The organism is Salipiger thiooxidans (genome assembly GCF_900102075.1).
Classification (GTDB): Bacteria; Pseudomonadota; Alphaproteobacteria; order Rhodobacterales; family Rhodobacteraceae; genus Salipiger; species Salipiger thiooxidans.
This window is the reverse complement of sequence record NZ_FNAV01000001.1, coordinates 390329-416225: the sequence shown is the minus strand read 5'-3', so window position 1 is coordinate 416225 and position 25897 is coordinate 390329. Positions and strand designations below refer to the sequence as shown.

Genomic DNA, 25897 nt, shown 5'->3' with positions numbered 1-25897 from the left:
TCACTCGTCGAGCCGTGCCGCCAGCGCGGTCTTGACCTCGTCGATCTGCCCCATGCCGTCGATCCGGGAATAGAGCCCCTTGGCATAGTAGTAGCCGACCAGCGGCGACGTCATCTTGTAGTAGGCCATCAGGCGGGTGCGCAGCGACTCTTCGTTATCGTCGGCGCGGACCGGCTGGCCTGCGGCCTTGGCCTGCTCGGCGCGGTTGACGATGCGCGAAACCAGCGCCTCGTCGTCCACGCGCAGCTCGATCACCTTGTCGAGCTTCTGGCCCATCTCCTCGAGCAGGTCGCCGAGCGCGTCGGCCTGCTTCAGGGTCCGGGGGAAGCCGTCGAAGATGTAGCCGCGCGACGGGTCTGCCTCGAACTTCTCGCGGATCAGGCCGATGACGATCTCGTCGGTGACCAGATCGCCGCGGGCCATGACTTCGGCAACCTTGTTGCCGAGCTCGCTGCCGCTGGCCTTGGCTTCGCGAAGCATGTCACCCGTCGACAGCTGGACCATGCCACGCTCTTCGACAAGAATCCCTGACTGAGTGCCTTTGCCGGCTCCGGGCGGTCCAAGAAGAATGATGTTCATCGACGAGCGGGTCCCCTGCGCTTGCTTCGGCTCTTACTCTTGCCGCGCAGCTGCGACTTCTGAATAAGACCTTCGTATTGGTGTGCCAGCAGATGGCTCTGGATCTGCTGAATGGTGTCCATCGTGACGGATACCACAATGAGAACCGATGTCCCGCCGAAATAGAACGGAATGGCGAACTGCGAGCGCAGGATCTCGGGCATCAGGCAGACCGCGGCCAGGTAGGCCGAGCCAAGCACGAGGATCCGGTTCACCACGTATTCCAGGTGATCGGCGGTCTTCTTGCCCGGGCGGATGCCGGGGATGAAGCCGTTCTGGTTCTTGAGGTTGTCCGCCACCTCGTCAGGTTTGAACGAGACGTTGAACGTGTAGAAATAGGCGAAGAACACGATCATCGCGGCGAAGAACAGCAGGTAGAGCGGCTGTCCCGGGCCGAAGTAGGCGAGGATCGTGGACATCACCGGGCCGGTCGAGCCCGCCTGGCTGAAAGTCGCGATGGTGGTCGGCAGCAGCAGCAGCGACGACGCGAAGATCGCCGGGATGACGCCCGCCGGGTTGACCTTCACCGGCAGGTGCGACTGCTGGGCTTCGGTCATCTTCATGCCGACCTGGCGGCGCGGATACTGGATGGTGATCTTTCGAAGCGCGCGCTCCATGAAGACCACGAACATGATCACGAGGACCACCATCACAATGGCGCCAAGGATGATCGCAGGGCTGATCGCACCGCTGCGACCGCTGGCGAAGAACTGGGCCAGGGCGGCGGGGATCTCGGCCACGATGCCGACGAAGATGATCAGCGAGATGCCGTTGCCGATGCCGCGGGCGGTGATCTGCTCGCCCAGCCACATCAGGAACATGGTGCCGCCCACGAGGGTGATGACCACGGCGGCGCGGAAGTACCAGCCCGGATCGTGGGCAAGATCGCCCGCCTCGAGAGAGACCGCGAGGCCGTAGGCCTGGAAGAGCGCAAGCGCCACCGTGCCGTAGCGGGTGTACTGGTTGATCTTCTTGCGGCCCTGCTCGCCCTCTTTCTTCAGCTGCTCCAGGAACGGCACCATAGCCGCGAGGAGCTGCACGATGATCGAGGCCGAGATGTAGGGCATGATGCCGAGGGCGAAGATGCCCATGCGGCCCAGTGCACCCCCGGTGAACATCGAGACCATGCCGCCGATGCCCTGGCCTGCCTGCTCCATGAAGTTACGAAGCGCAGCGCCGTCGATACCGGGGACGGGGATGTACGTGCCCAGCCGGTAGACGATCAGCAGGCCGAGGGTGAAGAGAATGCGGTTGCGAAGGTCAGTGGCCTTGCCCAGCGCCGCCCAGCTGGTGTTGGCGGCCATTTGTTCCACAGCGGATGCCATGCGGGTCCTCTCGAAGGCAGAACGCCGCCGGAAGCGCTTTCCGGCTCCGGCGGCGTTCGTGGAAAACGTGGGGTCCTATGTAAGCGGCTGTCTCACCGCTCACAACCCGCTTATTCGGCGGCTGCCGCCACCGCAACTTTCAGCGTGCCACCCGCCTTTTCGACCGCCTCGACCGCCGATTTCGACGCGCCGGTGGTCTCGATGGTGAGGGCCGAGGTGACCTCGCCCTTGGCAAGGACGCGGATGCCGTCCAGCCTGCGGCGCACGAGGCCCGACGAGACGAGGGTCTCTTCGGTGATCGAGCCGGCTTCGAGCTTGCCCGCGTCGACGAACTTCTGGATCAGGCCGAGGTTGACGACAGCGTAGTCCTTGCGGTTCGGCTTGTTGAAGCCGCGCTTGGGCAGACGCTGGTAGAGCGGCATCTGGCCGCCTTCGTAGCCGTTGATGGCCACGCCCGAACGGGATTTCTGGCCCTTGATACCACGGCCACCCATCTTGCCCTTGCCCGAGCCCGGGCCGCGGCCGATGCGTTTCTTGGACCGGGTTGCGCCCGGATTGTCGCGCAGTTCGTTGAGTTTCATGTCGCTTCTCCATTGCCGGATGTGACCCCGAAGCGAACGGGCCAACCACGGCGTTTCTTGGTTTTCTGAATCGGTGGCGCAATGCCACCGGGGGCCTATAGCGTCACATCACGCGCAAGGCAAGGCCCGCGCATGGCTCTGTGACGCTGCCGGAGCCAGCAGAATCAGGCTCCGGGGAGGCGGAAGGGGCGGGTCCGCAGGCGCTGACATCCGTCACCCTGTTGAGACACGCGCCCCGGCTGCGCCCGGACGCGATCGCCGGGCACAGAGGCTCTGCAGTGCGGCGCGCTCAGTCGGCGCGTTTCTCGAGGGCGTCGAGGCGTGCCTTCAGCGCCTCGTTCTCCTCGCGGGCCTTCTGGGCCATGGCGCGGACGGCGTCGAATTCCTCGCGGGTGACGAAGTCGCGGTCCGCCAGCCAGCGGTCGATCATCGACTTCATGGCGGTCTCGGCCTCTTCCTTTGCGCCCTGCGCCACGCCCATGGCGTTGGTCATGAGCTGCGAGATGTCGTCGAAAACCTTGCTGCGGGTCTGCATGGTGACCTCCTGATGCGTTCTTGCCTCTATATGGAGCGCGTGGGCCCCGGGCTCAAGTCCGCGTGGGCGATGTTGACTTCCCCGCCAAAGCAATTGCACTCATGCGCCCATGAAAGCCGCCATTCCTTTCCCGCCGCTCTCGCCCGAGCTGTTCTCGATCTCGATCGGCAGTTTCGAATTCGCCCTGCGCTGGTACGCGCTGGCCTATATCGCCGGCATCCTGCTGGGCTGGAAACTGGCGGCGACGGCGCTGAAGCGTGCGACGCTTTGGCGCGACGACCGCCCGCCGATGACGCCGGAGCAGCTCGAGCAGCTGATGACCTGGATCATCCTCGGCATCATCCTTGGCGGCCGGCTCGGCTTCGTGCTGTTCTACCAGCCGGGCTATTATTTCAGTCATCCGGCCGAGATCCTGATGATCTGGCATGGCGGCATGTCCTTCCACGGCGGCCTGATCGGGGTGATCGTCGCGGCGCTGACATTCTTCTCGCGCCATCGCATCCCGCTGCTGCCAGCCGCCGACACCGTGGCGCTGGCGGTTCCGCCGGGGCTGCTGCTGGGGCGGCTTGCCAATTTCGTCAACGCCGAGCTCTGGGGGCGGCCGACCGACCTGCCGTGGGGGGTGATCTTCCCGGGCGAGGCGGCGCAGGCCTGCGGGCAGGCGGTGGGCGAGCTCTGCGCGCGGCATCCGTCGCAGCTCTACGAGGCCGGGCTCGAGGGCATCCTGCTGGGCGGGCTGCTGATCTGGCTGGCCTTCGCGCGCGGTGCGCTGAAGACGCCGGGCGTCGTCGCGGGGGTGTTCTTCGCGGGCTACGGCGTCGCGCGCTTCCTGGTGGAACTGGTACGGCAGCCGGATGCGCAGTTCGTCTCGCCCGGCAATCCGCTCGGCCTTGCGTGGCACGTGAACGGCTGGGGGCTCACCATGGGGCAGATCCTGTCGCTGCCGATGATCCTCGTGGGGCTGGCGCTGCTGGTGGCGGCGCGGCGGCGGGTGTGACGGCATGACCCCGCTGGCCGAGATCCTGCACCGGCGCATCGCCGCCGAGGGCCCGATGAGCGTCGCGGAATACATGACGGCCTGTCTCCTGCATCCGCAGCACGGCTACTACGCCACCCGCGACCCGCTGGGTGCGGCGGGCGATTTCACCACCGCCCCCGAGATCAGCCAGATGTTCGGCGAGCTGCTGGGGCTCTGCCTCGCGCAGTGCTGGATCGATCAGGGCCGGCCCGCGCCGTTCGTCCTGGCCGAGCTCGGGCCGGGGCGGGGGACCTTGATGGCCGACGCCACGCGCGCGATGCGCGCGGTGCCGGGGATGCTCGAGGCGGCGCGGCTGCACCTCGTCGAGGCCTCGCCCACGTTGCGCGACGCCCAGCACCGGCGGCTGGCGCCGTTGATGCCGGTCTGGCACGAGAGCGTCGCCGACCTGCCCGAGGCGCCGCTCTTCCTGCTTGCGAACGAGTTCTTCGATGCGCTGCCCATCCGGCAGTTCCTGCGCGTGGGCACCGGCTGGGCCGAGCGCGTCGTGGGCGTGCAGGACGGCGCGCTGGCCTTCGGGCTTACCGAGCCGGTGGCGCTGGCGTCGCTCGAGTCGCGGCTTGCGGACACGCAGGAGGGCGACATGGTCGAGACCTGCGCCCCCGCCACCGGGATCGCCGCCGAGATCGGCCGCCGCATCGCCGAACACGGCGGCGCCGCGCTCATCGTCGACTACGGCAGCGACCAAAGTCTGGGCGACACGTTCCAGGCGGTCCGCCGCCATCGCAAGCTCGGGCCGCTCGACTGCCCGGGCGAGGCGGATCTCACCGCTCACGTGGATTTTGGTGCGCTCGCGCAGGCCGCGCCCTGTGCCACCGCCCCGCTGGTGCCGCAGGGCATCTTCCTCGAACGGCTCGGTATCACCGATCGTGCGCGGGCCCTTGCCGCAAAGCTCGAAGGCCCGGCACTCGACAGCCACATTGCCGCACATCGCCGGTTGACGCACCCCGAGGAAATGGGTTCGCTGTTCAAGACACTCGGGTTCTTCCCCGAAAGCGCCACACCGCCGCCCGGACTTCTGACATGACGCTTGAGATCATCACCTCGCAGGCCCTGACCCCTTTCCGGCACGGGTTCTTCACCCGACGAGGGGGCGCTTCCTCGGGAGTCTTCGCCGGACTCAACTGCGGCAACGGCTCCTCGGACCAGTCCGAGATCGTCGCCATCAACCGCGCGCGGGTGGCCGACGCGATGGAGGTGCCGGTCGCGCAGCTGATCAACGTGCACCAGACCCATTCCGCGCGCGTCATGACCGTGTCGGGCCCGCACGAGGGGCCGGTGCCCGAAGCCGACGCGCTCGTCACCGCCACCCCGGGCGTGGCGCTCGCGGTGCTGACAGCGGACTGCCAGCCGGTGCTCTTCGGAGATCCCGAGGCCGGCGTCATCGGCGCGGCCCATGCCGGCTGGCGCGGGGCGCTGGACGGCGTGCTCGACGCCACGGTGTCGGCCATGGTGGCGCTCGGGGCCACGCCCGGGAACATCCAGGCGGTGATCGGCCCGTCGATCAGCCAGCGCGCCTACGAGGTCGGTCCCGAGTTCTTCGACGTCTTCATGGCCGAGGATCCGGTCAACGCCCGGTTCTTCGCCGGTGGCTCGGGCGACCGGCTGCACTTCGACCTGCCGGGCTACGGGCTGCACCGCCTGCGCAGCGCCGGCGTCGAGGCGCAATGGACCCGGCATTGCACCTATTCCGACCCGGAGCGCTTCTTCTCGTACCGCCGGTCGGTGCATGACAAGGAAGCCGACTACGGCCGGCTGATCTCGGTGATCCGGCTCTGACCCGGGACCCGGGATAGGGCCGGAAACAAAGGCGGCCATTTCCTGAAATTGTCCGCTACGGGTCCAAAACGTGCCCCAATTCCTGCGCATCCTCGGTGCAGGACGCAGGACGCACCTGCGATCCGGCAAGGGTGTCCCGGCAGGTCCGGGACCGGATATGGGGAGCTGGCAATGAAGGCGCAGAGCCGTTTCACAAGAACGCTGATCGATACCAAAGAGGCCGCGACCGGAGGTCGCCCGGCCTGCGGGCGCCTTTGCCAGTCCCGACGAAAGAGCCCCGCGACGCTCCTGGCGCTTGCCTGAAGATTGCACCTGATTCGCCGGCCCTCGGCGAATTGTGGCGAAACGGTTCGGTATTTTCCGACAATCCTATACATCGGGCCGGACCGACCGGCCTCAATAGGTCAAATCCGGTTCAATTTTGACAGATGCTGGGCAGCCCGGCCTGTTGCTCGCCAACGAAGCCGCGAATGTCCTTCTGTCGTTGTTGGTGGGGGCCAGCACGGATGTGACCGCCTCAAGAAAGGGGGATCACATGTCCAGCCTGCACCAGTCCTTCCGTCCCTCGGGCGATCCGGTTTCCGACAATGTCCATCGTGACACCGCTTCTCTCCGGGACGGGCGGCCGCAGCGCGCATCTTCTCTCATGCGCAGGTACGAGGCCGCCGCGTTGCGTCCCGATCTCACCATCTCGTGCAAGAGCCACGTTGCGCCGGCCACCGCGCTCTTCGAGGAGGCGGCCACCGCCTTCGCGCGCGGCACGCTGATTCCCACGGTGCGCGGCCCCGTCGCCATCGAGGACCTGCTGCCGGGCGACTACGTGCAGAGCAGCGAGGGCGCGCAGCCGGTGACGTGGATCGGCTCGACCTCTTACGTGCCGGGGGTCGAGACTGGTGAGACCACGGTCGTGCAGCTGTCGCGGATCACCGCAGATGCCTTCGGGCCGACACGGCCGCAGGCGGACGTGCTGGTGGGGCCTGCCGCCCGCATAGTGCTGCGCCGCAGCCGCCTGAAATCGCTGATCGGGCAGGAGCGGGTATTAGTGCCGGTGGCGGATTTCGCCGACGGCGACCGCATCGTGCAGGTCACGCCGGCGTCCCCGGTGCAGCTCTTTCACCTGATGCTCGGACGGCACGGCACGATCCGGGTGGGCGGGATCGAGATGGAGACCTATCACCCGGGCAAGACCGTCACCCGCGGCCTCGGCGAGCCCATGCGGGCGCTGTTCCTGTCGATGTTCCCGAACATCGGGATGATGCATGATTTCGGCGAGCTGACGATGACGCGCACGACCCGTGACGTGATCGAGGGGCTCGTCACGGCCTGAAGACTGCCGCCTGAAGGGGTGTTGCCCGAGACCTGCGCCCGGCCGGTCAGGCGCTGCGGTTCAGCCGTTCCTCGAGCACGTCGAAGGGCACGCCCGGCTCGTCCTTGGCGCCGCGGATCACCAGCGAGGTCTTTACCGAGCCGACATTGGGCGCGGTCAGCAGCTCGCCGGTCAGGAAGCTCTGGAAGGTCGAGAGGTCCGGTGCCACGCATTTCAGGATGAAGTCGACCTCGCCGTTCAACATGTGGCACTCTCGCACGAGCGGCCACGCACGGCAGCGGTCCTCGAAGGCGCGCAGGTCGATCTCGGCCTGGCTCTGGAGTCCGACGCTGACGAAGACCTGAACCTCGAATCCCAGCTCGCGCGGGTCGACCTCGGCGTGGTAGCCGCGGATGAACCCCTGCTCTTCGAGCGTGCGCACACGGCGCAGGCAGGGCGGCGCGGAAATGCCCACGCGCTTGGCAAGTTCGACGTTGGTCATACGACCGTCGGCTTGCAGTTCGGCCAGAATCTTTCTGTCGATGGGATCAAGCCGGTTCCCGGGCATCAGTCAGTCCTCACGTGAATTCGCGATTGTTATACCATCCCGCACGGCCGGCGCAATAAAGTTTCGTTTTCGCGAAAGATTGTTAATGATTTGCGACCTGAATCGCATGGTTCTGCCCGGGGTTTGCGCAGGCGGCCCACATGTCTATATGCATGGACCAAACCGAATGCCACAGCTTCCGAGGCGCCTCCCATGTCCGACACACGCCATACCAAGGTTCTCATCATCGGCTCCGGCCCCGCGGGCTACACCGCCGGCGTCTACGCGTCGCGCGCGATGCTCGAGCCGATCCTCGTGCAGGGGCTCGAGCCCGGCGGCCAGCTGACCACCACCACCGAGGTCGAGAACTGGCCCGGCCACACCGAGATCCAGGGCCCCGACCTGATGGTCAACATGGAGGCCCACGCCCGCGCCATGGGCACCGAGATCATCTCGGACATCATCACCTCGCTCGAGCTCGACAAGCGGCCCTTTGTGGCGCATGGCGACAGCGGCACGACCTACACCGCCGACGCGGTGATCCTTGCCACCGGCGCCCGCGCCAAGTGGCTGGGGCTCGAGTCGGAAGAGGCGTTCAAGGGCTTCGGCGTCTCCGCCTGCGCGACCTGTGACGGCTTCTTCTACCGCGGGCAGGAGATCGTCGTGGTGGGCGGCGGCAACACCGCCGTGGAAGAGGCGCTCTTCCTCACCAACTTCGCCAGCAAGGTGACGCTGATCCACCGTCGCGACGAGCTGCGCGCCGAGAAGATCCTGCAGGACCGCCTGATGAAGCACGAGAAGATCGTGCCGCTCTGGCATCACGCGCTCGAGGAGGTCGTGGGCGAGGATAGCCCCAAGGGCGTGACCGCGGTGCGTGCCAAGGACGTCCGCACCGGCGAGATCACCGAGATCCCCTGCAAGGGCGTGTTCATCGCCATCGGCCACGCCCCGGCCAGCGAGCTGGTCAAGGACGTGCTCGAGACCCACATGGGCGGTTACGTGAAGACCCAGCCCGACAGTACCGCGACCTCGATCCCCGGCGTCTTCGCCGCGGGTGACCTGACCGACCACAAGTACCGCCAGGCGGTGACCTCGGCGGGCATGGGCTGCATGGCCGCGCTCGAGGCCGAGCGCTGGCTCGCGGAGCAGGGCATCGACGAGGGCAAGGACGAGTCCCTGCCGCTCGGCTACGGTGCCGAGGTGCCGGCCGAGGACTGATCCCTCGCCAATCTGGCTCGGGGAAGGGGCGTGCCGATGGCGCGCCCCTTTCGTGTTCCGCTGCGCGCGAAGTGATAGTGCGTGATTTCCCGGCAACCGGGCGTTGCACAAGAATCACGTCGGCAGGAATCCCCCTGATCGGCCAGTTAGGGCTTTTTCTGTCCGGTCATCCGTGTAATGCGTTCATCCGTGAACACACTTTGAGTCGCTCGTCATGCCCGCACCTGGTGCAAAACCGATTACCGATGAGGAAGGTCCCCTGTTTCACCTTCTGCGCCAGGTCGACCTGGCGCCGGAAGCGTCGCAGCGGGACATCGCATCGGCCATCGGGGTCTCCCTCGGGCGGCTCAACGCGCAGCTGCGAGCGGCTGCCGAAGCTGGGTTCATCAAAGTGAGCGAGCGTGTGGGGCCGGACCGGCGCCAGAGGTTCGCCTACACGCTGACCTCGCGCGGAGCGGCTGAAAAAGCCAGACTCACCGACCGTTTCCTCGCGCGGAAATTCCTGGAGTACCAGGCCCTTCACGCAGAGCTGACCGGAACCGGCAGCCCATACGTCCCCTCCACTAACAGGACAAGTCTGATGCAGAACTACCTTGCTCCCATCCCCGAGCTGTTCGTCTCGTACGACAGCGCGCAGAAGCTCAAGGTCGAGGCGGCCGAGCTGACCTCGCACGACCTGACCCCGCGCCAGATCTGCGATCTCGAGCTGCTCATGAACGGTGGCTTCTACCCGCTCAAAGGGTTCCTGTCCGAGGCGGACTACGACGGCGTCATCGACGACATGCGCCTGGCAGACGGCACCCTGTGGCCGATGCCGATCACGCTCGACGTCAAGGAAGACTTCGCCGACAAGATCGAGATCGGCCAGGACATCGCGCTGCGTGACCAGGAAGGCGTGATCCTCGCGACCATGACCGTCACCGACAAGTGGGAGCCGAACAAGGCGAAGGAAGCCGAGAAGGTCTTCGGTGCCGACGACGACGCGCACCCCGCCGTCAACTACCTGCACAACACCGCCGGCAAGATCTACCTCGGCGGCCCGGTGACCGGCATCCAGCAGCCGGTGCACTACGACTTCCGCGCCCGTCGCGACACCCCGAACGAGCTGCGCGCCTACTTCCGCAAGCTTGGCTGGCGCAAGGTCGTGGCGTTCCAGACCCGGAACCCGCTGCACCGCGCCCACCAGGAGCTGACCTTCCGCGCCGCCCGTGAATCGCAGGCCAACCTGCTGATCCACCCGGTCGTCGGCATGACCAAGCCCGGCGACGTCGACCACTTCACCCGCGTGCGCTGCTACGAGGCGGTTCTCGACAAGTACCCGGCGTCGACCACCACCATGTCGCTGCTGCCGCTCGCCATGCGCATGGCCGGCCCCCGCGAGGCGGTCTGGCACGGCCTGATCCGCAAGAACTACGGCGTGACGCACTTCATCGTCGGCCGTGACCACGCGGGCCCGGGCAAGAACTCCGCCGGCGAGGACTTCTACGGTCCCTACGACGCGCAGGAGCTCTTCAAGCAGCACGAAGAGGAAATGGGCATCGAAATGGTGCCGTTCAAACACATGGTCTATGTGGAAGAGCGGGCCCAGTACGAGCCCAACGACGAGATCCTCGACAAGGACAAGGTCACCATCCTGAACATCTCCGGCACCGAACTGCGCCGCCGTCTTCAGGAAGGCCTCGAGATCCCCGAGTGGTTCTCGTTCCCCGAGGTGGTCTCCGAGCTGCGCCGCACCAAGCCGCCGCGCTCCAAGCAGGGCTTCACCGTGTTCTTCACCGGCTTCTCGGGCTCGGGCAAGTCGACCATCGCCAACGCTCTGATGACCAAGCTCATGGAGATGGGCGGCCGTCCGGTGACGCTGCTCGACGGCGACATCGTCCGGAAGAACCTGTCCTCCGAGCTCGGCTTCTCGAAAGAGCACCGTGACCTCAACATCCGCCGCATCGGCTACGTGGCGTCCGAGATCACCAAGAACGGCGGCATCGCGATCTGCGCGCCCATCGCACCCTACGCGACCACCCGTCGCGCCGTGCGCGAGGACATCGAGCAGTTCGGCGCCTTCATCGAGGTCCACGTCGCGACCACGATCGAGGAATGCGAGCGTCGTGACCGCAAGGGTCTCTACAAGCTGGCACGCGAAGGCAAGATCAAGGAATTCACCGGGATCTCCGACCCCTATGACGTTCCCGCCAACCCCGAGCTGCGCGTCGAGACCGAAGGCACCGATGTCGACAACTGCGCACATCAGGTGATCCTGAAGCTCGAGAGCATGGGCCTGATCGCGGGCCACTGAGCCCCGACATCCCTCAGCTAAGCAAAGGGCGTCCGCGACAGCGGGCGCCCTTTTCGTGTGCCGGGTCTGCGTGCTGCGTTTGCGTGCCGGGGCAGGGGGAGGATCAGAAGCTCAGGCGGAAGTTCGAGGTCAGCGCGACCGGCAGGGTCGGGTCGAAGACGTGGCTGCCGTCAATCTGCAACGTCAGCGACCGCTTCTTGTGCGACCACTGGAAGCCGGTGGCGAAGCGCGGCGTGCTGTAGTCGCCGAAGCTCGAGTCGTTGCGCCAGTAGCCTTGGGTCACGCCGACGTCGAAATAGGGCTTGAAGTGCCCGTCCGGGTTCAGCGTCGCCCGGGCCGAGATGCTGGAATAGAGGTTCGAGATCTCGAACCCGTCGAGGCTGCCCGCACTCGGCGTGAACTGGTGCGACATCGACAGCGCCGCCGACGAGCTCATCTTGATGCCGCCGATCCGGTCCGAGAGCGTGGCCTTGGTGCCGCCGCCCACGCGCATCGCCCGTGTGCTCCCACCCGAGTAGCGGTAGACCGGCTGCGCCACGTTCATCCAGCTCTTGAGCTTCAGCTTGTCGCCGATCCGGGTCTTCAGGTACGGCCCGAACGAGAAGCTCCGGCTCTCGATCTCGCGCCCGGTGTCGAGGTTGGCCTTGGCAAAACCCGCGGAAAAGCCCAGCCGGCTGTGCTGCAGCAGCGGGAAGTCGTAGCCCATCATCAGGCGCGAAGCGACGCCCGAGGGGTCGTCATGGTATTCCCGCACGCTCAGCGCCGCCCAGCCGCGCGCCATGCTCTCGCGCGAACGCGAGGCGAGATAGAGCCCGTTGCCGTAGAGGTTCACGTGCCCGAAGCCGTCCATCACGTTGCCAAGCGCGGCCTCGTGCGCGGTGATGTCGGCGCTCAGCGTGGTCGAGGCGCCGAGCTTGAGCGCGTCGCGCAGGTCGGCATCGTCCGCTGCGGCTTGGACCGGCAGCAGAAGCAGGGCGATGACAAGATGTATTCTTCCAGACAACACGTGCATGGCAGCGGGTCCGCTCTGCGGATCGGGGCAAGTCGGTTCAGGGCTCCGGGGGGACAGGTCTTGGCGTCGCCCGCATCGGATGAGGCCCGGTTACCCGCGGACACTGCTCACATCAAATCACGAATCCGGTCCGGGAGGGGTTTTCCCGGGGATTTCCCGTTGCCGTGGCGTCAGTTGCCGAACGAGGCGGCAGCGGCGCCGACCGTCGCGGCAGTGGTGGGACCGGGGCTCAGCCCAGCGAAACCAGAAGCTCCGCGACCTTGCGCGTGTCGTACTTGTCCTGATCGGTCTGGCGCAGCGGCAGGCGGTGGCAGGGGATGCCGAAGCGGGCGGTGACTTCGGCGCAGGCCGCGTCGCTCTGCGATCGGTCGCAGAGCACGTGGGTCATCAGCTGCCGCGCAGGGATCGTCCTGCCCGCATCCGCCAGCAGCGGCGCCAGAAGTGCCTGCACCTGGTCGGCAAGCCCGTGGCCCAATGCCTCTGGATCGACGCCGAGGCTCGGCAGGAACACCTTGGGCACGTGCCGCGCGGCGATCGCCTTGCCCACACCGGCGGGCAGCAGGTTGGCGATCACGCTCGAATAGAGGCTTCCAGGCGGGTAGCAGATCACGTCCGACTGGGCGATGAGCTTGCGGTTGCGCTTGGGCAGCGGCACGTCGCCGGGCGCCAGCTCCTGCGTGCCGTCGCTCAGGAACAGGCGGGCGATGGGGCTGTCGATGGGCGCGGATTCCTTGCCGCTGATCTGGCGCTGGCCGACGATCACCCGCCCGTCCGAAAGCTCGACCCCCAGCTGCAGCGTCTCGTCGACCACGGCGCGCACGGTGCCGCGCACGTCGACCATCTTGGACATCAGGAACAGCACCGGCTCAAGCGCGCGGCCGTTGCTCAGGTAGCCCCCGGCGAGGATCAGGTTGCCGATGCTGGCGTTGCGGTAGTCGAAGCCACGCGGCACCTCGGCGGCGAAGCTCTCGAGCAGGGTGCGGATCAGCATCCGCATGGGCTTTGCAATGGCCGAAATCAGCGGGTGCTTGCCCTCGATCATCGCCGCGACCTCGGCGCGCAGCTCCTCCTGCGGGGCGTTACGTGACAGCCGGTGGCTGAAGAGCGCGTAGATGTCGGGCTGGCCCAATACCGTCTCGTCCGCCAGCGCCATCAGCCGGCTGCGCAGGTCGCCGACCGCGGGCATGTCGAAGGCCTCGCGCAGGATCTGCGAACTGCCACCGCTGTCGAAGGGCGTGATCAGGTGGATCGAATTGAAGGTATAGGTCTTGAGCTGCCGCGAGATGCCGTTCAGCGCGCTGCCGCCGCTGAAGAACAGCACCCGTGGGCCAAGGTGCGGGGCACTTGCGGCGCGCGACACGCGCAGGGCGTCGGGCAGGCTGATCTCGCGCTCGATCCGGATATCGGTCATCACTGTCTCGTCGGGCCTGTCGTCGGGGGTACGCCGAAAGCGACAGCCATTATGCCTTTAAACTGTTATATTCTTCGGAGCATAAGGCCTCATGATCGAAGACCTCTCCATCCGCCCGACAGTTCGCGCTGTCATCCGCAAGGGACCTCCCGTGCGCGTCCAAGTCAAGCAGAGACCGGACGGCCAGCGTGACATGCCGCTTCCCGGCGGGCGGCGGGAGCCCGGCGAGACGATGCACGGGTGCGTGGCCCGCGAATGCCTCGAAGAGATCGGGGTGGCGCCTGTGCTGCGCGACATCCTCTTCGTGGCGGAGGTGTTCCGCGTCGGTGGCGACAAGCGCTGCCAGCAGACCGGGATGCTGTTCCGGGGCCAAGTGCCCGACGATTACGAGCCGCGGCCGGGCACCCGGCCCGACCATCGCCAGAGCGCCACCGCCTGGGCCGATCCGTCGGAGTCCGGCGCGCTGTTCCGGCCCCGCTCCGACCTTGCCCTGACCCGCGCCGATGCGCCGGTCTGCCTGGGGGGCGCTGCGCAGTGAAACGTCCTGAGGCGGTCGACGAGAACCTCTCCTTCCTCTTCGCCGAGCTCGACGGGCAACTCGCGAAGCTCATCGGCTATTTCGGGGCGCCCGGGCCCGACGCGGCGCAGGGGCTGGTCCGGCGGGCGGGCTATTCGCAGAACCTCGCCTCGCGGGTCCGCAAGGCCTGTCTCGCGGGGATGCTCAGGGGCAAGCGCAGCGCCGCGCGCGAGCTGCAGCTGCAGGGCATCGAGGGCATCGCGCGCAACCTCGACCTTGTCTCGCGGCTGGGGCGCCGTTCGGTGCAGCACGCCGAGAACGTGCAGCGCACAAAGCTCCTGCGCGCCGACAGCTACCTCAAGCCGCTCAAGCAGGTGCGCAAGTCCGTGGCCCGTGCGCAGGAGGCGCTGCAGTCCGGCGACAGCCGCCTCGCCGTGCAGATCGGCCGGACCCGCGCGGATCTGGGCGTCTTCCACGACCAGCTCTTCCGCACCTACACGCGGGACATGCAGGGGACCCGGCACACCGAGGATCTCGCGCACGGGCTTCTGGCGCTGAACGAGGTCTACCGGATGGGCGAGGCGCTCGAGGCGATCAGCGAGGCGATCCTGTCGATCAACATCGGGCAGACCGTGCAGTTCGAGCGCTACTTCACCCTGCGCAGCGTGCTGGCGGGCGTGGGCAAGGAGGACGAGGAGATCCGGCTGCAGCCGCTGGCCGAGACCCGCTCCGGCAGCGCGATCTCGAGCGTCAGCATGCGCGACGCCGAGGGCCGCCCGGTGGATGCGGTGTTCAAGGACGGCGACCGGCGCAAGGTCAAGGAAGAGCGGGTGGGGGTGAAGAGCTGGAACTCGGTCTACCCCGGGCTCGCGCCGCAGATCCTGTCCTACGAGAAACGCGGGGAGTCCGCCGCGCTGCTGATCGAGCATCTCGACGGCGAGACCTTCGAGGACATCGTGCTGGGCGGCTCCGAGGCGCGGCTCGCAGAGGCGCAGAAGGCGCTGCACGCCACGGTGCGCGACATCTGGCGCCGGACCCGCACCGACGAGCCCGCCGAGATGAAGGCCATGGACCAGCTCGGCAAGCGGCTGCCCGACGTCTACCGGCTGCACCCGAGGTTCGAGATCGGCACGCAGCGGTTGCAGGGGCTGAAGGTCGACAGTTTCGACGCGCTGGTCGCCACCGCGGCCCGGCGCGAGGCCCGGCTGCGGGCGCCGTTCTCGGTCTACATCCACGGCGATTTCAACCTCGACAACGTGATCTACGACCCGGTCGAGAAGAAGGTGCGCTTCATCGACCTGCACCGCTCGCGCTACATGGATTACGTGCAGGACGTGACGGTCTTCATGGTCTCGAACTACCGTCTGCAGGTGCTCGACGCGGGCGTCCGCGCCCGCATCGCCAGCGTCGCCGTCGACATGCACGACATGGCCGCCAAGTTCGCACGGCGGCAGAAGGATCCGACCTTCGAGTACCGTCTCGCGCTGGGCCTGGCCCGGTCCTTCGCGAGCTCGACCCGGTTCATCGTCGACAAGGACCACGCGCGCCGGATGATGCTGCGCGCCCGCTACATTCTGGAAACCGCGCTGGCCGTGCCCGAGGGCAGGGAGACGCGGCTTCGCCTGCCCATAAGGATGCTGTTCAGTGACTGAGAAGATCGGGGTGATCGGCACCCCCGGAAAATGGTCGACCGAGGCGCTTGCCGACGCGCTCGAGGCCCGCACCGGCTATCGCCAGGTGATCGACATGGCGCGCGTGACGCTGGATCTCGGGACCCGCGCGCTGGTCTGCGACGGCATGGATCTTTGCGCGCTCGACGGGCTCGTGGTGAAGAAGATCGCCGAGACCTACAGCCCCGACGCGCTCGACCGGCTCGAGATGCTGCGGGTGGCCGAGGCGATGGGTGTGAAGATCTTCAGCCCGGCCACCGCCATCCTGCGTCTGATGGACCGGCTCGCCTGCACCGTGACGCTGGCCAATGCCGACGTGCCGATGCCGCCCACCACCATCACCGAGGATGTGACAGCCGCCAGGGCCGCGCTCGACCGCTATGGCTCGGCGGTGTTCAAGCCGCTGTTCTCGACCAAGGCCCGCGGCATGGTGCTGCTTGATGCGGACGCGCCCGATGCCGAGGCGCAGATCGCCGCGTTCAAGGCCGCCAACCCGGTCATGTACCTGCAAAAGAAGGCCGATCTCTCGGGGCACGATCTTGGCATGGTGTTCCTCGGTGGTGCGTATCTCTGCACCTACGCCCGGGTGAACCAGACCGGCAGCTGGAACACCACCATCCATTCGGGCGGCAAGTATGCGCCCTTCGAGCCCGACGCCGCGCTGATCGAGCTCGGGCGGCGGGCGCAGGCGCCCTTCGGGCTGACCTTCACCACGGTCGACATCGCGCTGACCCCGGACGGCCCCATCGTCTTCGAGGTCTCGGCCTTCGGCGGCTATCGCGGCGCGCTCGAGGGCTGCGGCATCGACGCGGCGGCGCTGGTGGCGGAACACGTCCACCAGGCGGTGACCGCATGAGCGTGGCACGTGACATTCTGGCGGGACTCGACCTCGCTCCGGCCCGTGCGGCCGAGCCGTTCCACCTCGCCGTGGGCCGTATCGGTATCACCGTCCACGCCCCGACATCGCTGCGCGCCGAACTGGTGAGCTATTTCGCCGACGTGCTGACCGACGTGCTGACCGACGTTCCGGGCGGGATCGTGGTCGACCTGCTTCCCGGGCAGGCGCTGACGGCAGAGCCCGCGTGGACCGACTGGCTGCGCGAGGGCGGCAAGAGCGGTCGCAAGGACGCGATCTGCGATCTCGACGACGGGCGGCTGGTGCGCAAGGTGCGCAGCGGCGTGACCTTCCTGCAGGCGCCGGGGGTGGCGGTGGCCTTCGGGCCGCTCGGCGACAACGTCAGCACGGTGATCAACTTCATCAACACCCAGATCCTCAGCGCCTGCCTGCGCGAGGGCTGGCAGCTCTGCCATGCCGCCGCGGTGACGGGGCAGGGGCGGACACTGGCGATCTCGGGCCTTTCGGGCGGCGGCAAGTCGACCTCGATGCTGCGGATGATGGACATCGACGGCACCGCCTTCGTCTCGAACGACCGGGTGCTGGTGAAGGGCGGGGCGCCCGCGCAGGCGCAGGGCATCCCCAAGCAGCCGCGCATCAACCCCGGCACCATCCTCGGCAACCCGCGCCTGCACGGGCTCATCGCGCCCGAGCGCCGCGCCGAGCTTCTGGCGATGCCTGCCGATGCGCTCTGGTCGCTCGAGGAGAAGCACGACCTCATCGTCTCCGAGATCTACGGGTCGGGAAGGGTGCAATACGCCGCGCCGCTCACCGATTTCTGGGTGCTGAACTGGCAGCGCGACGCGGCGGGGCCCACGCGGGTGACCGAGGTGACGCTTGACGACCGCCCTGACCTGCTGGCCGCGATCATGAAGAGCCCCGGGCCGTTCTACCAGCGACCCGATGGCAGCTTCGAACCCAACGGCGCCGCACCGGTGCCGGGGCCCTATCTCGAGGCGCTGCGCGGCGTGCGCGTGTCCGAGGTCTCGGGCCGGGTTGATTTCGACGTGCTCGCGGCCGAGGGGCGGCGGATCTTCGATGGCTGAAAGCTACCACGCCATCGTCCGCCACGGCGCCTACCGCCAGCGTCCCGGCGCGCCTTCGGCCCGCCAGCCCTTTGCGCTGAGCGACGAGGGCCTGCGACAGGCGTCGGACTGCGGCGACGCGCTGGCCGGGATGCTGGCCGAGCACGGGCTGACGCTCGATCCCGTCGTCCACGCCTCGCGCCAGCTCAGGGCATGGCAGACCGCCTCGGGCATTGCCGGGCAGCTGCGGGCGCATGGGCACCGGGTCGACGAGATCCGCGAGACCTCGGCGCTGGCCGAGCGCGGCCTCGGCTCGGCGGCGAACCTCACCGTGGCCGAGATCGAGGCGGTGCTGGCCGGGGATCCGCGCTTCGGCGCGCCGCCGCCGGGCTGGAAGTCGGACAGCGACTACCGCCTGCCGCTGGAAGGGGCCGAGAGCCTTTCCGAGGCGGGCGTGCGCGTCGCGGGCCACCTGCAGGCCGTGGCCGAGGCGGCGACGGGCGGCGCGCTGACCGTGCACGTGGGCCACGGCGCCTCGTTCCGCCATGCCTGCGCACATCTCGGCATCCTGCGCCGGGACGAGGTCGCCGGGCTCTCGATGTTCCACGCCCGCGCGTTACTTCTCTGTTACAGGGGCCATGGTAGATGGTACCACGTCGCCGGGACGTGGAAGATCAGGGCCCCCAAGGACGCGCCCGTCGACTAGCCCGGCCCGCACGGAGAGGGCCCTGCATTGGAACACGTCAGCCATTGGAGCGGTCACGCGGCGGACCTTCTGCCGCCGGTCCACGACCCCCACGGCCAGCTTGCCGACCTGCCCCGGGACATCGCCCCGTGGCCCGGTGCCAGTGCCCAGCCGCAGATCTCGGCCTGCCTCGAACGGGCCCGCAGCAACGGCGGCTGGCAGTGGCCCGCACGGCCGGTGATCTTCGTCTCCGACACCCATGCCGATGCCGAGGGCTTCCTGCGCTCGCTCGTCGCTGCCGGGGTGATCCGGCGCGAGGCGGGGGGCTTTTCCCTCACCGGGTTCGGGCGCAGCGCGCGCATCATCGTGGGCGGCGACAGCCTCGACAAGGGGCCGAGCAACCTCGACCTGCTGGATGCGCTGGCGGCCCTGCGCGCCTCGGGGGCCGAGCTCGACATCCTCGCGGGCAACCACGACCTGCGGATGCGCATGGCGGTGGATGCGGTGCGCGGCCCGCGCAGCGCCCTGCGCGAGCACCTCTTCGTGCGCATGGGCCGCAAGATCCTACCCGCCCTGCGCGAGGTGTTCGACCGTTTCGTCACCGGCGCCGAGCTCGACGCCCTGCCCGGCGAGGCCGCCTGCGCCGCGCGCCTCACCCCGGGACCCGACTGGGACCTGCGCTTTGCCGGGGCCGCGCGCGACCAGCTGCGTGCATCGGCCATCGCCAGGGAGATCGCCAAGCTCGACGAGAAGCTCGCCAAGTTCGACCGCGAGCGCGCCAAGGTCGGCATGACCCACCGCGAGCTGCTGGCCGCGGTGCTGAAATGCCACGAGGTCTTCTTCGTGCCCGGCGGTCCCTACGCGTGGTTCTACGAGGAGATGGAGGTGGTCGCCCGCAGCGGCTCGCTGCTCTTCGTGCACGCGGGTCTCTGCGACAGCATGTGCCGCCTGCTGGTCAGCGGCGGCCCCGACGCGGTGAATGCGCGTTACCGGGCCGAGGCCGAGCAGGCCTCGCTCGGGTTCTACTTCGGGCCGCTCGCCAACCTCGTGCGCACCAAGTACCGGCCTTCGGATTGCGAGTTGACGCAGGCGGGCGTCGACCTGCTGACCCGCGACGGGCTGCACATGATCGTGCAGGGCCACGTCAACAACCACACCGGCCAGACCCTCCGCGCCAAGTGCGGGCTGCTGCATCTCGAGGGCGACGTCACGCTCGACCGCGCGTCGCGGCGGCTCGAGGGGCTGGACGGGATCGGCGCCGGGGCAACCTTGATCTTTCCGTCCGGAGATGTGATCGGTCTGAGCCGGGACTACCCGATGGCCAAGCATTTCGCCCCGGGGCGCCCCGCGTAGATCCGGCTTCATCGATCCGAAGGAGGCTGCGCATGGGCGGCTCAAACTCACGTTTCACCCACGAGTCGCTGCAGGACGCGAAGACGATCAAGACGCTGCTCTCGTCGCTGTCCAAGGGCTTTTCCAAGGGCCGGATGACGCTGGGCGACGACGATGACGAGCTGGTGCTCGACACCGGCGGCCTGATGAACGTGCGGATCAAGGCGGAACGCGAGGACGGCCGCTGCGTCTTCAGCCTGCGGGTGTCCTGGGCCGATCCGGGCGAGACTGCCTCGCCCAAGGGACAGCCCCGCATCGAGGGCTGAGGCACTCCCGGCCGGCATGCGCGGACGCGGAACGGAGCCCTGCGCGCCTCGGGTCGGGGCGCGTATCGGGGCAGGGTGCTGCAATCTCTAAAATTGAAACTCCATTTACGGTTTCCTCCTCTTGTGGTAGATTTCCCCTATAGCGTGTACTCTTTTCATTCCTCGAGTCATTAGACCTGATTTTTGAACACTTCAGTCCTTCTTACGCTCCAGCCTCGGCCCGCGTATGAAATTGGAGTTCGCGAAATGGATTTCGAAGCCGTGTGCCCGCGCAGGCTCTGCCGCCCCGTTTCCGGAGCGTTCCCAGTATCTTGCGCCGCCCTCACACCTCCCTGTCGGTGCCCTGATGCCAGGCCGTCCGTCCCCCGGTGCGCGTGCCGCGCGGGAGGTGCGACATGGCAGATGTAATTCCACTTCGCATCGGCGGCCACGAGGTCGCCTTCCGCGAGAGCGCCACGCAGGTCGCCGTGGCCCCCGCGCCGGGCCGCGCGCGCAGCCTCGAGTCCACCCTGCAGAGCCTCGGCACCCGCAAGGCGACCGAGCGGCGCGGCCGTCTCGGCCGCTTCGAGATCGTCGACATGCGCATGCCCGAGGTCGAGGCCGCGGCCGAGATCTCGGCGCTTGGCCGGTCCCGCGACGTGCGCGAGAGCGTCTCGGTCTATCACACCTCGGATGACGAGGTGCCCTTCGTGCCGGAGGGGACGCTGTTCCTGCGCTTCGAGCCCGATGCGGATGCCGATGCCATCACCGACGTGATCCTGCGCTACGATCTCGAGCTGGTCTCGGCCTCGGGCGGCTTCCACACCGTGCGGACCTTCACCCGCGACGGGGTGCGGCTCGCAGCGGACTTGCAGGCCGAGCCCGCGGTCCTGCTGGCCGAGCCTGACCTGATCACGCCGCGCAACCTGCTCTCCTTCCTGCCGAACGACGCCATGCTCGCGCGGCAGTGGCATCTCGAGAACCGGGGCGAGATCGACGGCAACACGGCGGGGCTCAAGGCCGGAGCGGATGCCCGCGTGGTCGCAGCGTGGCGCCGGCTGGGGAGCCTCGGCTCTTCCGAGACGGTGATCGCGGTGATCGACGACGGGTTCGACCTCATGCACCCGGATCTTGCGGGCAAGTCGGTCGATCCCCGTGACTTCATCCGCGGCACCGCGGACGTCACGCCCGAGCCCGACCTCTTCGACCAGCGCGGCGGCGACTGGCACGGCACCGCCTGCGCAGGTGTCGCCATGGGCAAGTCCGGCGGCGGCGAGATCGTCGGCGCGGCGCCCAACGCGACGCTGATGCCGCTGCGGATGACCGAGCACCTCTCGCCGCTCAACGTGGCCGAGTGGTTCGACTACGCCACCGATCACGGCGCCTGGGTGGTGAGCTGCAGCTGGAACGCCGAGGCCGCGGTCTATCCGCTTCCAGCGCGGGTGGCGCGGGCCATCCACCGCTGCGCGACCGAGGGGCGCGGCGGCAAGGGCGCCGTCGTGGTCTTCGCCGCGGGCAACTCGGGCAAGGACGTCAACGATCCGCCGCGCACGCAGAACGGTTTCGCCACCCATCCCGACGTGATCGCCATCGCCGCCTGCACCAGCCTCGATCGCCGCGCGAGCTACTCCCAGACCGGGCGCGAGATCGCGATCTGCGCGCCCTCGGCCGGGCGGGGCGGGCTCGGGATCACCACCTCGGACGTGACCGGCACCTATATTGACGGCAGCGGGGTTGAGCGGCCGCGCGGCTACAAGCCGGGCGACTACTACGCCGAGTTCGAAGGCACCTCGAGCGCCTGCCCGCTGGTCGCCGGGATCTGCGGCCTCGTGCTTGGCGCCAACCCCGACCTGACTGCGGCAGAACTCCGCGAGGTGATCCGCTCCACGGCCCGCCGCATTGGCGACGCGGCGGACTACGTGAACGGCCATTCCACCAGGTACGGCCACGGTTGCATCGACGCGGATGCCGCCGTGGCCCGGGCGCTGGAGCTGGCGGCAGGGGGCGCGCCGCGGGTCGCCGCCGCTGCTCCCCGCGCCGGAGAGGCGACACGGGGGACAGGATGACCGCGACAGAGCCACGACACGTCATTTTCAACCAATGATCTAACGGAGGAGAATTCTCATGTCTGTTTCCAAAATGACCTTCAGGATGACCGCCCTGACGGCGGTTCTTGCGCTGGGCCTTGCACCGCTGGTGCAGGCGCAGGACAACACCGGTCCCGCGGCGAACCCGCTCATCGTGGGCGGCGAGCCGGTCGGCGACATCGCCGATACCCCGTGGCAGGTCGCGCTCGTCGGCGGCGGCGAGGCGCGCAACCAGTTCTGCGGCGGCTCTCTGGTGGCGCCCAACTGGGTGCTGACGGCGGCGCATTGCGTCGACAGCCCGCTCTGGCAGAACAACCCCGAGCGGCTGAGCATTGTGGCCGGCACTCTGACCTATGACAGCGGCGGCGAGCTGCTCGGGGTGAGCGCGATCCACGTGCACCCCGACTGGAACGCCTCGACCTTCGATCATGACGCGGCGCTGGTCGAGCTTGCGACCGACGCCACCATGGGCATGCCGATCCAGATGCAGAGCCCCGAGGAAGAGCTTCCCGTCGGACCGCGCGTGCGGGTCTCGGGCTGGGGCGCGACCTCGCTCGGCGGGCCCGGCTCGGACGAGCTGCTCTTCGCTGAGGTGCCGGTGATCTCGAACGACGAGTGCAACGAGCCCGAAAGCTATGACGGCGCGATCCTGCAATCGATGTTCTGCGCCGGCGAGCGCGAGGGCGGCGTCGATGCCTGCCAGGGCGACAGCGGCGGCCCGGTCGACACCATCATCGGCGATGACGACCGGCTCGTCGGCATCGTGAGCTGGGGGCAGGGCTGCGCGCTGCGCCTGAAATACGGCGTCTACACCCGTGTCTCCGAGATCTACGGCTGGGCCGGCGAGACCATGGGGATGATGATGGAAGAGGCCAAGTAACCGCCACCGGGCGCCCGGGACCCTTCGGGCGCCTCCCCAAGGAGAGGATGCGATGTCCAAGAAACTGCGCGTCAGCGCCGAAACCATTCCCGAACTGCGCGATTTCCTTGCCGGGGCCGATGTCGACATGGGCTGCCGCCCGGTCGCGGTGAAACGCGGCGACCGCTACGCCACCGAGGTGATCTCGGATGACGACGAGCTTGCGCGGCTTGGCCGGCGGCGCGCGGGCGGCGTCCGGATCGAGGTGCTCGAAGAGATGCCCTCGGCGGCGCGGCGGCTGCGCATGGTGCCGACCGGCAACCGCTTCGCTGGTGGCGTGGTGCCACGCGGCTATGGCCGGAAGGAGTGAGCATGAGCTACCTGAGCTTCGAGGAGATCGTCACCGGCGTCCGCAACCTCGCCACCGAATATGGCGCATTCTGCGATCTCGTGACCCTTCCCAACACCAGCGTCGAGGCGCGCGACGTGCTCGCGCTTGCGCTGGGCGACACCCGCGGGCCCGAGGTCCGCACCGTGGTCTACGTCGGCGGCGTCCATGCGCGCGAGTGGATCCCGCCCGACGCGCTGCTCTATTTCGCCGCCGACCTGCTCGAGGCGCGCCGGGCGGGTACCGGGCTCAGCTGGGGCGACGCCCGGATCAGTGCCGAAGAGCTCGGCCGGATCTTCGGGACCCTGCAGCTGGTGATCCTGCCCTGCGCCAATCCCGACGGCCGTATCTACAGCCAGGAGGTCGATCCCGACTGGCGCAAGAACCGTGCCCGCAACGTGCGGCCCGACGGCGGGGTGTGCCATGGGGTCGACATCAACCGGAACTTCGACGTGGCCTGGGACTTCCGCCGGACGTTCGCCCCGGACGCGGTCAGCGCCTCGGACGATCCTTGCAACAAGTACCTCTACGTGGGGCCCGAAGCGGCCTCCGAGCCCGAGACCGCCAACATCGTCTGGCTGCTCGACCATTTCACCGGCACCGGCTGGTATCTCGACATCCACAGCGCGGTGCCGGCGATCTACCACAACTGGGGGCTCGACGAGCTGCAGAGCGACGCGCCCGGGATGAACTTCCTCAACCCCGCCCATGACGGCCAGCGCGGCATCGCGGGCGACACGCTCTACCGCGAGTTCATCGAGCCCGCCGACGCCACCGAGATGGCGCGCCTGTCGCGGCTCATGGCCGAGGAGATCCGCAAGGTGCGGGGCGACGAATACGAGGTCTCGGCATCCTTTTCGCTCTACGCCACCTCAGGCGCGAGCGACGACTATGCCTACAGCCGTCACCGGGCGGATACGGGCAAGGCCAAGGTGCTGGGCTTCACCATGGAGTGCGGCCACGCCTTCCAGCCCGAGTTCGCCGAGGCGGAGGAGGTGATGCGCGAGGTCTCGGCCGCGCTCGCCCGCTTCGCCGCCGACGTGAGCAGCGTGGCGCCCGTCTGAGCGGGATCAACGCGGCGACATTTCCGCCAGCAGCGCCTGCGCCGCGGGCCCCCAACGGCCGAGGAACGCCTCGCCGGGGCCCGAGGTCTGGAAATCCCGCCAGACCTGCGTCGCGGGGGCCCGGCCCAGCCAGCCGATGCCGTCGGGGCTGCGCGGGGTCTTCAGGATCTCCATCTCTTCGATCAGCCCGTCGCGCAGCACGAGGCCCTGCGCGACGCTGATCTCATCGCGGGGGGCGTGCGAGGGCAGGTCGTCGGGAAAGTCGCGCCGGGCGCGCCAGAACGGGGCGTCGGCAAAGCGCGTCTCCTGCCGCAGGAAGTCGCGCCCGATGCGGGCGTTGCGCAGGCAGGTCTCGCGGGCGCGCTCCTCGATGTAGCGGCGACAGAGCGCTTCGCTGGCCGCCCCGGGGCGCGCAGCCAGGGTTCGGCGCACCGCCGCCGCGGCAAGCGCGCTGGAGACTGCCCAGAACAGCCCGTGGCCCGAGAGCGGGTCCATGGCGGCGAAGGCGTCGCCGATGGGCAGGGCGGTGAGCGACGCGATGGGGGCCGGCAGCACGGGCGCCGCCTCCCGCGCCCGGGGCGGTGAGTCGAAGCGGATCTCGCCGAGCTCGGGCCGCGCCTCTGCCAGCGCCGCGGCGAGACGCGCCTCGAGCGGCGCATCGCCCCGGGCATCGCAGGAATACTGCGCCCAGAGCTCGCCGCCCGGCAGCGCCGCTGTCCAGGCCCAGCCGCCGGCAAGGGCGGTGGCCGAGATGCCGGGCCCGGCAGGCCGCGCGCCGCGGCAGGCGCCGCTGATGGCGATGGTCGAGAAGCCCGGCCGCCGGGTGGCGTCGCGCCCATGGGCGCCGCGGCCGCGGGCGTCGATCACCCAACCGGCCTCGATCCGCTGCCCGTCGCCAAGGTCGACCGCCTGGCGCTCGGGCCGGGCCGAGCCCTCGATGAGGGTTGCGCCCGAGGCAACCGCCGCGTCGCGCAGATGCGCGTCGAGCCGGTCGCGGCGCACGAGGTATTCGCCGTTGGCGCTGTCCGCGACGCCCGCCCAGTCGACCCGGCGGGGCAGGGGGCCGACGACGCTGTCGCCCGTGCCGATTCCCGAGGACACCAGCCAGCGGTGCAGGCGCGGGCTCAGGCCCTCGATCCGCCCGCCGGTCCGCAGCGGGTCGACCAGCAGCACCTGAAGACCGTCGCGCGCCGCAAGCCACGCCGTCACGGCGCCCGCCGGGCCGCCGCCCACCACGACCATATCGGCTCTCCGGGGGAGAGGTTTTCGCATGCTGCACGTCATTTCAGCAGTGAAACGCGGGGCCGCGCGGGCCTCCATGACATTTCCGGCCAACCTTCACGGATCCGTCATCCGGCGTGAATTTTGGCCGGAAATGTCAAGAACGGTGCCCGCCCTCTCGGCAAGAC

Annotated in this window: 25 protein-coding genes; 17 read left to right on the top strand and 8 right to left on the bottom strand. The window is 68.4% G+C overall.

Annotated elements, in window-relative coordinates; genetic code table 11:
- From BLQ77_RS01950 to BLQ77_RS01935, 4 genes are all read right to left on the bottom strand, one after another.
- Complete coding sequence (locus BLQ77_RS01950) at positions 1-579, bottom strand: adenylate kinase (protein ID WP_008886196.1); 579 nt, start codon at positions 577-579, stop codon at positions 1-3.
- Entirely contained in the window at positions 576-1943 is a 1368-nt protein-coding gene (gene secY / locus BLQ77_RS01945; protein WP_040383839.1) for a preprotein translocase subunit SecY, read from the bottom strand. Before secY ends, BLQ77_RS01950 begins: the two co-directional genes overlap by 4 nt.
- A gap of 110 nt (positions 1944-2053) precedes the next feature.
- Positions 2054-2524 (bottom strand): 50S ribosomal protein L15, encoded by a 471-nt coding sequence (gene rplO, locus BLQ77_RS01940; RefSeq protein ID WP_089954725.1) that lies wholly within the window; start codon positions 2522-2524, stop codon positions 2054-2056.
- Positions 2525-2813: 289 nt separating this feature from the next.
- The gene (locus tag BLQ77_RS01935) at positions 2814-3059 is read right to left on the bottom strand and encodes an accessory factor UbiK family protein (RefSeq protein WP_008884097.1); all 246 of its coding nucleotides are present in this window, start codon (positions 3057-3059) and stop codon (positions 2814-2816) included.
- Positions 3060-3168: 109 nt separating this feature from the next.
- Between BLQ77_RS01935 and lgt the strand changes: the two genes are divergently transcribed.
- The 4 genes from lgt (at position 3169) to BLQ77_RS01915 (ending at position 7201) form a co-directional block, all read left to right on the top strand.
- Positions 3169-4056 (top strand): prolipoprotein diacylglyceryl transferase, encoded by an 888-nt coding sequence (gene lgt, locus BLQ77_RS01930; protein WP_089954721.1) that lies wholly within the window; start codon positions 3169-3171, stop codon positions 4054-4056.
- 4 nt (positions 4057-4060) lie between these two features.
- Positions 4061-5122 carry a class I SAM-dependent methyltransferase gene (locus BLQ77_RS01925; RefSeq protein WP_089954718.1) on the top strand — a complete coding sequence of 354 codons (1062 nt, stop codon included), beginning with the start codon at positions 4061-4063 and terminating at the stop codon, positions 5120-5122.
- Positions 5119-5874 (top strand): peptidoglycan editing factor PgeF, encoded by a 756-nt coding sequence (gene pgeF, locus BLQ77_RS01920; protein ID WP_008884430.1) that lies wholly within the window; start codon positions 5119-5121, stop codon positions 5872-5874. Before BLQ77_RS01925 ends, pgeF begins: the two co-directional genes overlap by 4 nt.
- A gap of 646 nt (positions 5875-6520) precedes the next feature.
- Positions 6521-7201, top strand: a complete 681-nt coding sequence (locus tag BLQ77_RS01915; RefSeq protein ID WP_089954715.1) for a Hint domain-containing protein — start codon at positions 6521-6523, stop codon at positions 7199-7201.
- A gap of 46 nt (positions 7202-7247) precedes the next feature.
- Here BLQ77_RS01915 and BLQ77_RS01910 read toward each other — a convergent pair whose 3' ends face one another.
- Positions 7248-7748: an Lrp/AsnC family transcriptional regulator gene (locus tag BLQ77_RS01910; protein WP_089954712.1), complete on the bottom strand. Its 501-nt coding sequence runs from the start codon at positions 7746-7748 to the stop codon at positions 7248-7250.
- 192 nt (positions 7749-7940) lie between these two features.
- Between BLQ77_RS01910 and trxB the strand changes: the two genes are divergently transcribed.
- Positions 7941-8945: a thioredoxin-disulfide reductase gene (trxB, locus tag BLQ77_RS01905; RefSeq protein ID WP_089954707.1), complete on the top strand. Its 1005-nt coding sequence runs from the start codon at positions 7941-7943 to the stop codon at positions 8943-8945.
- Positions 8946-9159: 214 nt separating this feature from the next.
- Positions 9160-11238 carry a bifunctional sulfate adenylyltransferase/adenylylsulfate kinase gene (locus tag BLQ77_RS01900; protein ID WP_040383842.1) on the top strand — a complete coding sequence of 693 codons (2079 nt, stop codon included), beginning with the start codon at positions 9160-9162 and terminating at the stop codon, positions 11236-11238.
- Positions 11239-11341: 103 nt separating this feature from the next.
- Here the strand turns inward: BLQ77_RS01900 and BLQ77_RS01895 are convergent, their stop codons facing one another.
- Positions 11342-12250 carry a hypothetical protein gene (locus tag BLQ77_RS01895; RefSeq protein ID WP_089954705.1) on the bottom strand — a complete coding sequence of 303 codons (909 nt, stop codon included), beginning with the start codon at positions 12248-12250 and terminating at the stop codon, positions 11342-11344.
- A 229-nt stretch (positions 12251-12479) separates the two neighbouring features.
- Positions 12480-13661, bottom strand: a complete 1182-nt coding sequence (locus tag BLQ77_RS01890; protein ID WP_089954701.1) for a GAK system CofD-like protein — start codon at positions 13659-13661, stop codon at positions 12480-12482.
- Between the two features lie 151 nt (positions 13662-13812).
- On the opposite strand from BLQ77_RS01890, the gene BLQ77_RS01885 reads away from it, so the two are divergent.
- The 11 genes from BLQ77_RS01885 to BLQ77_RS01835 all read left to right on the top strand — a co-directional run bounded on the left by BLQ77_RS01885 (position 13813) and on the right by BLQ77_RS01835 (position 24488).
- Positions 13813-14199: an NUDIX hydrolase gene (locus BLQ77_RS01885; RefSeq protein ID WP_242661596.1), complete on the top strand. Its 387-nt coding sequence runs from the start codon at positions 13813-13815 to the stop codon at positions 14197-14199.
- Positions 14196-15830 (top strand): phosphotransferase, encoded by a 1635-nt coding sequence (locus tag BLQ77_RS01880; RefSeq protein WP_089954696.1) that lies wholly within the window; start codon positions 14196-14198, stop codon positions 15828-15830. The genes BLQ77_RS01885 and BLQ77_RS01880 overlap by 4 nt, the downstream gene beginning before the upstream one ends.
- Positions 15823-16704 carry a GAK system ATP-grasp enzyme gene (locus BLQ77_RS01875; RefSeq protein WP_089954692.1) on the top strand — a complete coding sequence of 294 codons (882 nt, stop codon included), beginning with the start codon at positions 15823-15825 and terminating at the stop codon, positions 16702-16704. The genes BLQ77_RS01880 and BLQ77_RS01875 overlap by 8 nt, the downstream gene beginning before the upstream one ends.
- Positions 16701-17789, top strand: coding sequence for an HprK-related kinase B (locus BLQ77_RS01870; protein ID WP_089954689.1), 1089 nt, complete (start codon positions 16701-16703; stop codon positions 17787-17789). Before BLQ77_RS01875 ends, BLQ77_RS01870 begins: the two co-directional genes overlap by 4 nt.
- Positions 17782-18474 carry a histidine phosphatase family protein gene (locus BLQ77_RS01865; RefSeq protein ID WP_089954686.1) on the top strand — a complete coding sequence of 231 codons (693 nt, stop codon included), beginning with the start codon at positions 17782-17784 and terminating at the stop codon, positions 18472-18474. The genes BLQ77_RS01870 and BLQ77_RS01865 overlap by 8 nt, the downstream gene beginning before the upstream one ends.
- Before the next feature lie 27 nt (positions 18475-18501).
- Positions 18502-19806: a metallophosphoesterase gene (locus BLQ77_RS01860; protein ID WP_089954682.1), complete on the top strand. Its 1305-nt coding sequence runs from the start codon at positions 18502-18504 to the stop codon at positions 19804-19806.
- Positions 19807-19838: 32 nt separating this feature from the next.
- Complete coding sequence (locus tag BLQ77_RS01855; protein ID WP_008885937.1) at positions 19839-20111, top strand: amphi-Trp domain-containing protein; 273 nt, start codon at positions 19839-19841, stop codon at positions 20109-20111.
- 395 nt (positions 20112-20506) lie between these two features.
- Complete coding sequence (locus tag BLQ77_RS01850) at positions 20507-22156, top strand: S8 family serine peptidase (RefSeq protein ID WP_089954679.1); 1650 nt, start codon at positions 20507-20509, stop codon at positions 22154-22156.
- A gap of 58 nt (positions 22157-22214) precedes the next feature.
- Positions 22215-23057, top strand: coding sequence for a serine protease (locus BLQ77_RS01845; protein ID WP_089954675.1), 843 nt, complete (start codon positions 22215-22217; stop codon positions 23055-23057).
- 52 nt (positions 23058-23109) lie between these two features.
- Entirely contained in the window at positions 23110-23406 is a 297-nt protein-coding gene (locus BLQ77_RS01840; protein WP_089954672.1) for a hypothetical protein, read from the top strand.
- A 2-nt stretch (positions 23407-23408) separates the two neighbouring features.
- Positions 23409-24488, top strand: coding sequence for a M14 family metallopeptidase (locus tag BLQ77_RS01835; protein ID WP_089954669.1), 1080 nt, complete (start codon positions 23409-23411; stop codon positions 24486-24488).
- Between the two features lie 6 nt (positions 24489-24494).
- Here the strand turns inward: BLQ77_RS01835 and qhpG are convergent, their stop codons facing one another.
- Positions 24495-25730: a flavin-dependent monooxygenase QhpG gene (gene qhpG / locus BLQ77_RS01830; RefSeq protein WP_242661595.1), complete on the bottom strand. Its 1236-nt coding sequence runs from the start codon at positions 25728-25730 to the stop codon at positions 24495-24497.
- Positions 25731-25897 lie beyond the last annotated feature (167 nt).